This window comes from Protofrankia sp. CiP1_Cm_nod1 (assembly GCF_920888515.1).
Taxonomy (GTDB): Bacteria; Actinomycetota; Actinomycetes; order Frankiales; family Frankiaceae; genus Protofrankia.
Genome location: NZ_CAKKTM010000350.1, coordinates 1 through 8,459, shown reverse-complemented (window position 1 = coordinate 8,459; position 8,459 = coordinate 1). Strand labels below are relative to the sequence as shown.

Here is an 8,459-nt window from a genome sequence, read left to right as displayed (position 1 = left end):
CGTGCCGGCTGTTCTGGTCGTGCCGGAGTGCTGCCGGGCGTCTCGGCTTCGGGCGGCTCCCCGTCCGGACCAGGCTGCGCAGGCCCCTCAGGTCGGCGACCACGGAGCGGGGGACTGCGGTGGCCCAAACGCGGCTGGTACGCGGCGTTATCTTCTTCAGGATGCGCGTAACTGTCTGTAGATCACGTCCGATTCGTTCGTCCGGTGCGTGGGAGCGGACCAGGGCCAGCGGCGCGTAGCAGGCGAGTTCCTCCGCCTCGGCGATCCGGAGCAGGGCAGCCAGGGCCTCCTCGGCCTCCGCCGTCGTGATCGTTCGCTCGGGGGTGCGGGCGTTGGCCGCGATGTGAGCGCTCAGCCGCGTCGCGCTGGCTCGCGGGGACTCGTTCGGCCGCAGCGGCATGCCGAGATCGACGGTGAGGTCGGCCAGTTCGGCCCAGGCCGCGTGCGCACGGCTGTCGGCCGCCGCGTCCCCGTCGTCGGGGGCCTCCCGCAGGGTGGCCCTGAGGCGCTGTCGACGGCGGGCCATCCGCAGCAGGGCTGGTCCACCCAGTGGCGCGAGGAGGGCGGCCCCCGGCAGGAACCACCAGAGGATCGCGGGCAGCGGCCCGTCGCTGGTGGGCCGCGGCTGTGTGAGAGGCTGATGCGCCACCGTGTCCTGCCCGTCGCCGCTGGTGGTGCCTGCGCTCGGCGCGGCGGTCTCGGGCGCGGACGACGACCGGGCGGCGCCCGCCTGCACGGAAGCCGTGCTCCCTCCAGCCGGCTTCTGGACCTGTGAGTAGCCGGGGATGGCGATGCCCGCACTCGCTGGCGGGGTCGGCTCGAAGGGGATCCATCCGGTGGGGGCGAACCACACCTCTGGCCACGCATGCATGTTCTTGTTGGTCATCAGGTAGCTGCCGTCCGGCTGCCGTTCGCCCGCGTTGAAGCCGATCGCCACCCGGGCCGGGATCCCCAGCGACCGCAGCAGCACCGTCATCGCGGAGGCGAACTGCTCGCAGTAGCCGCGTTTGCGCGTGAACAGGAAGTCTGTCAGCGCCCCGGCCTGGGTGGTGGGTGCGCCGTCCAGGTCGTAGGTGAAGGCACCGCTCTGCAGGTAGTTCTGGATGGCGACAGCCTGCTGGTAGGGGCCGGACGCGGTTCGCGTGAGCTGCCGTGCCAGGTTGTGGATCCGGGGGTCGGTGCTGGCGGGCAGTTCGGTGTCGATCTTCAGCTCGGCTGGGACGGCTGTCAACGTGGTCGTGAGCTCTTCGCGGGTGGGGGCTGGGACGGCTGCTTCGACCTGGTAGGTCGCGTCGGCGGTGGAGGTCCGGGTGCTGAACACCGTGCCGGTCTCGGCGGCCAGCCGCCAGTCACCGTCAAGACCGGTGATTCTGGTCGGGGTGCCGGGCAGCGGGAGGTAGTTCGCCTCCAGGTCCTTCGACACGCGGATGGCCGCGGCGATCTGCGTGCTGTGGGCGGTGGCTGTCGGCCTGGGCAGGCCGTTGCTGATTTTTGCCTCGCGTCCGGCGCGCAGCGCCCGCAGGGTGAACTGTTGCCCGTCGAACTGTTCGAGCGCGGTCAGCCGCAGATACTGCGGTGACGTGGTGCGCACCGACACCAGTTCCTTTGTCAGCGGGGAGTGCAGTTGCTGCGCCAACGAGACGATCGGCTGGATGACAACCGTCGAGCCGGGGCCGTCGTCATGGTTGTTGCCCTGACCGTGCGTGACAAGCGCCAGTTCCTGTAGCGAGGGCAGCGCGGCCGGTACAGCCACCGCGCACACCATCGCGCACACGGTGATCCCGATGACGTGGACGCCGGCTCTGTTGCCCAGCCGCGGGGATGCCGACGAGGCGGCATCCGATGCGCCCTGGCCAGGGCCATGATCAGAGCCAGAGCCAGAGCCAGAGCCAGAGCCAGAGCCAGAGCCAGAGCTATGGCCGGTGCCGACGCCTGGGCCGGGTGCGCCGGAACCCGATGCGGGGGCTGACGCGGTGGTGACCGGTTTTCGCCAGCGTTCGATGCTGGTGTGGCCGTCCACTATCAGCAGCAGGAGGAAGCCCAACGCGCCGAGAACGAACCGGACCGGCCCGACGCCGTCCGGCAGCACCGCCGCCGGCAGCATGAACAGCGCCAGCAGCGGGAGCCCGGCGAGTGCCGGACGCCGGGCCACCGTCATCAGGAAATCGACGACCATCGTGACCAGATGGACGCCGATGAGGACGAGCAGCGCCAGACCCGGCCGTTGCGGTACCGGCGCGGCGAACCGAGCCACGTCGTCCCGGCCGGTGGCGATCAGGGAACGCAGCGTTTCCAGCGTCTGGCTGGTCGGCAGCACGCCGGCGAGGGCGGTTTCCCGCGCACACAGTATGGTCGCCGCGACGAGCAGGCTGAGTGCCTCCAACAGCACGATGCCCGGGACGGGCAACCGCAGGGCCTGGCCCAGCACGGACGTTCCCGCCACCACCGCCGTGGCCGCGACAGCCAGCCGCAGCCACCACAGGCCGTCGAACAACGGCGCGAGCGCGAACGCGCACAGCAGCGACGCGAGTGCGCCACCGAGAGTAGCGGTCAGGGTGGGGGGCAGGCGCGTGATCATCGCCGCAGGCCTGCTTCCGCCTCTGGCTGCCCTGCCGTGGCCGCGTCTTCCGGGGTCTCCTCAGGCCGCACCCGCGTGGCCGGTGACCGGGGTGTTGCGGACGGGCGCGCCGGCTCGGGCCTGCTGTCGGCGCGTTCCCGCATGGCAGACAAGCGGGGCAGGGGGGACGTTCTGGCGCTGTCGGGCGGTCCGGGTGGGAGGGCTGTCGGGCGTGCGGTGGGTGGGCGTGTGGTAGGTGGTGCCGTGCTGGTCGTGTCAGGCGGGAAGGATCTTGGGCCGCCGGTGGCCCGGCTGGTAATGGCTGGGTCAGCGGCGGTCGGCCAGGTGGCCGCTGGTCTGCCGACCCTTGGCCTGCCGGCCGCCGCGCTGCTGGTGGCCGAACTCTCAGCGGCCGAACCTCTGATGGCCGAATCGCTGCTGGCTGGCCAGGCGGTGGCCTGACCGGTGGTAGCAGGGCCAACGGCCGCCGAATCAGGAGTCGCCGGGCCAGGAGCCGTCGGGCCAGGAGCGGCCGAGGCAGGAGCCGCCGAATCAGGAGTCGCCGGGCCAGGAGTCGCCGGGCCAGGAGTCGCCGGGCCAGGAGTCGCCGGGCCAGGAGTCGCCGGGCCAGGAGCGGCCGAGGCAGGAGCGGCCCGGCCAACAGTGGATGGCCACTCGAGCGGCTGGCTCGACGAGGCCGACGGATCCGGATGCCGTGGTTCCGGATGCCGCGGCTGCGTGGGACCACTCCCTTGGGCGACGTGCCGTGGTTCCGGATGCCGTGGCTGCGGTGGCTGCGGTGGCTGCGGTCGGCCATGGTGGATCACGCCTGTGCTCTGGGCGCCGGCCGCCTGACGCCCGGCCCTGTTGTTCTTCCCGCTGCCGGCTGTGCTTCGTCCGGAGCTCCGCTGGGACCCACCCGGCCACAACGTGGCGAGGGTGTCGCCGTAGCCGGCGACGATCACAGTCCAGCCGTGACGCTGGAAGACCGCGCGGCAGGCGCGCAGGTTCTCCTGCCCGGTGGCCTCCTGCCCGGCTGCGGCATGGTTCCCGTCCCAGGTCGCGACGTTGACGAGCACGACCGTCGCGAGTGTGCCGCGCGGGCGGGCCCTGGCGAGTATCCCTGCTCGTGCCGGCTCGGTGGAGCCGAGGACCGCCACGAGTATCCCGTCGCCGGCGAGGTGGGCCAGGCCGCGCCGGCCGGGGATGGGCGGGCCCGGGGATGCCGCACGGGACGGCGGACCGGCGTCGGCGGTGGTCACCACGGCGAGCGCGTCCAGCAGCGCGGTGGTGCTGCGGGTCGGCTTCCGTGGTCCGCCCGCGGCCGGTGCGGCCGCCAGGCTGCCGTCACAGATCAGGTCGACCAGGTGGCCGCTCTCGGTGAGATGCGCCGCGACCGAGCCAGCGGCGCTGACCGCCCACTCGAACGAGGAGGCCGGCCCCTGACCGGCCCAGGCCGCGGAGCGGGTGTCGAGCAGGACGGTCGCGCTGGCCGGGCGGGAGCTCTCCTCCCGGCGCACCATCAGCTCACCGGCGCGGGCACTGGTGCGCCAGTGGATCCGTCGCAGGTCGTCCCCGGCCTGGTAGGGGCGGGTGACGAAGTCGTCGGTCCCCATGGTGGGCCGGTCGCGCTGGCGGAGGTCACCGATCGTGATCTGCCTGCCGGGGCGCGACGCGGGCAGCGTTTCCACCGGCGGGGTGACGACCAGTTCGTCGCGGCTGCGGAACGTGCGGGTGAGCTCGCACAGCCCGAACGGATCCGTGATCCGGATCGCCATCGGCCCGATCAGGTAACGGCCGCGCAGCCGGGGGCGAAGCTGATAGGTGAAGTACCGGGCGCCCCCCGGCTCCACCCGGTCGAGCATGAAGCGCGCCCGGAAGCCGAGATGGGCGGGGATGTCGTCATCCACCAGCAGCACCGAGGAGGAACGCCGACTCATGTTGTCGATCCGGACACCGACCGACACCACCGCCCCCACGGTCACGCGGGCGGGTGTCAGGCGCCGGTGGCAGGCGAGCCGGTAGCGGGTCCGGCACACGAACGCCGTCGCGCACAGCGGCAGGGTGAGCAGCAGCAGGCCGGCCCGCAGGAGGTCCTTCTCGCCGACCACGACCGCCAGCCCGCAGCAGACCAGCCCGGTGACCACGAAACACTGCCCGCGGACGGTCAGGCCTCGTAAGGCTGCCAGGAAGTCCGACACAGCGATCTAACGGCCACGGTGCGACGGACGTGCCCCCCGGTGCGGGATGGGGACCCGCGTGAGGATGTCCGCGACGATCCGGGAGGCGGCCTCGACGGCGGACCCGCCCGACGCCGCGGTCTCCGCTCTGACCAGCAGCCGGTGGGTGAGGACCGGTTCGGCCATCGCCTGGACGTCGTCGGGGACGACGAAGGCGCGGCCGTCGAGGGCGGCGTGGGCCCGGGCGGTCCTGATCAGGTGCAGGGCCGCGCGCGGGGAGGCACCCAGGACGAGCTCCGGGTGCCGGCGGGTCGCCGTCACGAGATCGACGATGTAGCGGCGTACCTCGTCGGCCACGTGGACCGAACGGACCAGGGAGATGAGTCTGGTGATCTCGGCGGCCTCGGTGACCGGGTCGACCGCGTCGAGGGGCTCGGTGTTGCCATGGCTGTCCAGCATGGCCAGCTCGGCCGCGGATGACGGATAGCCCATGGACACCCGTGCGGTGAAACGGTCCCGTTGCGCCTCGGGCAGGGGATAGGTGCCTTCCATCTCGATCGGGTTCTGGGTCGCGACGACCATGAACGGCGATTCCAGGTGATAGGTGACGCCATCAATGGTGACCTGGTGTTCCTCCATGCATTCGAGGAGTGCCGACTGCGCTTTGGGGGCGGCTCGGTTGATCTCGTCGGCTATGACCAGGTTGGAGAAGACCGGCCCGGGGCGGAACTCGAAGTCGCGGGTGTCCTGGTTGTAGACGCTCACCCCCGTGACATCGCTGGGCAGCAGGTCGGGAGTGAACTGGATGCGGCGGACGCGGGCGTCGATCGAGCGCCCCAGCGCCTTGGCGAGCATCGTCTTGCCGACGCCGGGCACGTCCTCGATGAGCAGGTGGCCTTCGGCGAGCAGGACGACCAGGGATGTCCTGACCACCTCGGGCTTGCCGTCGATGACGCTCTCGACCGCGCGGGTCATGCGCGTCGCGACATCCGCGAGGTGGCGCAGGCCGGTCCCGGGCTCGCGCCACGGTATGACGCCGGGCTCCGTCACCGTCACGTCGGCCTCCGTCCCCAGATCGGCGAGGTGGGCCCGGCGGCCCCCCCACAAGTGTGGCACCGAGCGGAAGCCGATCTTCACCGGCGGGAATCATCCGTCCGCTCCGTCCGGAAAGCGTACTCATTCGCGGCGGCGGTCGAGGATAGCCGCTGCATCGGTTACCGGAGGTGTTTTTGACACGTTCGGTCAAAAGACACATTGATGCCGGAGAGGTGATCTCCAGGCCCCGCCGGACGTGGGCGTGGGGGTGTCCGGAGTGTCGGACAGGTGGGGGGGAGTGGGGTACAGTGGCGCGCAGTGGGGGGCAGGGGCACTGTCAGGCTGACCAGGGCGGGGTTTGAACGGCCATGAACCTCTCGGGCACGGGCGAGGAGGCCGCCGATGTTCCTCGGCAGCCACACGCCCCGGCTCGACGACAAAGGCCGGCTCACCCTGCCGGCGAAGTTCCGCGAGGAGCTGGAAGGGGGGCTCGTGATCACCAAGGGGCAGGAACGCTGTCTCTACGTGTTCCCCATGCCTGAGTTCACCCGGATCAGTGACTCCCTGCGGGCCGCGCCTGTTACGGCAAAAGCTCTACGGGATTACAGCCGTGTCTTCTTTTCCTCGGCTTCGGACGATGTTCCCGACCGGCAGGGACGGATCACCATCCCGCCGGCCCTGCGCACGTATGCGGGACTTACCCGGGAGTGCGTCGTCAACGGCGCGAACACCCGGGTGGAGATCTGGGACGCGGCCCGCTGGGAGACCTATCTGACCGGCCAGGAGGAGAACTTCGCCGCGCTTTCCGAGGAGGTGTTGCCCGGCGTCATCTGAGCGTTGCCCGAGCGTCATCGTCCGAGGCGGACACGGCGGCAGACACAGCGGCAGACACAGCAGCCACACCCGACCGGGAGCGCCGACCGACCAGCGTCGACGGCCCTCGCGCCACCCCTGTGTCGCCTCTGTGCCATCTCTGTGCCGCCGCGGCCCGGGGCATCAGGTGTGCGCCGAGGTCTCCCCCCGCTCCATACCGGACGCCACTTCCCCGGTGTCCGGTGGCGTGAGCGGGGCGGGACCTGGGCACATGCCGAGCCCCGGGGCCGATGGTGGCACCGGGCCGCCCGGCGCACGTGTTCCCGCCTGTCCGCGTATCTGGCGGTCATCCGGCCGGCTGTCACGCAGCCGACAGGACCGGTCCGCCATATCCGTTCACATTGTCTGCTCACATCCTTGTCTGCTCACATCGTCGCCTGCTCACATCGTCCGTACGTGCACACCGCGGTTTTCACCAAGCGTGATCGCGGGTCAACCGCATCTTCCCCGCCGCGAGGTTCACAAAACCGTTCGAGGAGGTCGAGGTGGACGCCACGCACATCCCCGTCCTCTCCGACCGTGTCGTTGGCCTGCTGGCGCCGGCCCTGCCCGGGCCCGAGGTGGTCCTGGTCGACGCCACCGTGGGCCTCGCCGGTCATGCGAGCGCGTTACTCGACGCCTGCCCGACGGCCCGCCTGATCGGTCTCGACCGTGATCCACAGGCGCTGGAGCACAGCCGCGCCCGGCTGGCCGACCGGGCCGGCCAGGTCACCCTGGTACACGCCGTGTACGACCAGCTGCCGGCCGTCCTGGACACCCTCGGTCTGACCGAGGTGCACGGTGTGCTGTTCGACCTGGGCGTCTCCTCGCTGCAGCTTGATTCCGACGAGCGGGGATTCAGCTATTCCCGGGACGCTCCCCTGGACATGCGGATGGACCCCAGCCGGGGCCGCACCGCCGCGGACGTCGTGAACACCTACGACGCCGCCGAGCTCACCCGCGTCCTCAGCCACTACGGAGAAGAACGCTTCGCTCGCCGCATCGCCTCGGCCGTGGTCGCGGAACGCGCCCGCGAGCCGTTCGTGTCCTCGGCGCGCCTGGCCGATCTCGTCCGCCGGACCATTCCGGCCGCAACACGTCGTAACGGTGGAAATCCAGCAAAACGTACATTCCAGGCGTTGAGGATCGAGGTGAACGGCGAACTCGAGGCGCTTGCCCGGGCGCTGCCGGCGGCCCTCGACGCGCTCGCCGTCGGGGGGAGACTCGTCGTGCTTGCCTACCACTCGCTCGAGGACCGCATGGTCAAGCGGGCATTCGCCGCGCGGGTACGCCCTGACGTACCGCCGGACCTGCCCGTGATCCCGCCGGATGCCGCGCCGACGATGCGCTGGCTCACCCGCGGTGGGGAGACGTCGTCCCCGGACGAGGTGGCGGCCAACCCGCGGGCCTCCGCGGCGAAACTGCGCGCCGTCGAGCGGATAGCCCCGCCGTCCGGGGCCTCCCGGTCCTCCAGAACGTCTGGGGCTTATGGGAGTTCCAGGACGTCCAGGATATCCGGGACGGTCAGGACGGCCGGGACGTTCGGGCCGACCGGGACGTTCGGGCCGAACGGGACAGCCGGAGGTGCGGCATGAGCGCGCCGGCCCCCCTGCTGACACGACAGGGCCGGGGCAGGGCGAAGGCGGCCACGCCGCCCACTCGCGCGTCGTACCAGGCGGCCCGCGCCGACCGCCGCGGCTACGCGGCGTCGGCCGCGGTGTACGACACGGTGCCCGCATCGGCGGCGGCCCGAGGACACGCCGACACCGCCATCCCGATCCCGTCCCTGGGCCGGCGGGCCGGCGGGCCGGCGGGCCGGGCGGCCACCGCCACCC

General features: G+C 71.5%; 5 protein-coding genes and 1 pseudogene. 3 read left to right on the top strand and 3 right to left on the bottom strand.

Going from position 1 to position 8,459, the window contains the following annotated elements; all coding sequences use genetic code 11:
- The 3 genes from NBX02_RS15630 to NBX02_RS15620 form a co-directional block, all read right to left on the bottom strand.
- Window positions 1-2,578 (bottom strand): DUF3488 and transglutaminase-like domain-containing protein (locus tag NBX02_RS15630; protein WP_250291960.1); only part of this gene is annotated, 2,578 nt, incomplete at its 3' end.
- On the bottom strand, window positions 2,575-4,758 hold the full coding sequence (locus tag NBX02_RS15625) for a DUF58 domain-containing protein (RefSeq protein WP_250291957.1): 2,184 nt from the start codon (window positions 4,756-4,758) through the stop codon (window positions 2,575-2,577). The genes NBX02_RS15625 and NBX02_RS15630, both read right to left, overlap by 4 nt.
- A gap of 6 nt (window positions 4,759-4,764) precedes the next feature.
- A complete protein-coding gene (locus NBX02_RS15620) occupies window positions 4,765-5,793 on the bottom strand; it encodes an AAA family ATPase (protein ID WP_445548461.1) in 1,029 nt (342 codons plus the stop codon).
- A gap of 381 nt (window positions 5,794-6,174) precedes the next feature.
- Between NBX02_RS15620 and mraZ the strand changes: the two genes are divergently transcribed.
- The 3 genes and pseudogenes from mraZ to NBX02_RS15605 all read left to right on the top strand — a co-directional run.
- Window positions 6,175-6,606, top strand: a complete 432-nt coding sequence (gene mraZ / locus NBX02_RS15615; protein WP_250286484.1) for a division/cell wall cluster transcriptional repressor MraZ — start codon at window positions 6,175-6,177, stop codon at window positions 6,604-6,606.
- A gap of 524 nt (window positions 6,607-7,130) precedes the next feature.
- Window positions 7,131-8,219, top strand: a complete 1,089-nt coding sequence (gene rsmH / locus NBX02_RS15610) for a 16S rRNA (cytosine(1402)-N(4))-methyltransferase RsmH (protein ID WP_250291955.1) — start codon at window positions 7,131-7,133, stop codon at window positions 8,217-8,219.
- Window positions 8,216-8,459 (top strand): annotated as a pseudogene (locus NBX02_RS15605) (hypothetical protein); the annotation flags it as partial. The gene rsmH and the pseudogene NBX02_RS15605, both read left to right, overlap by 4 nt.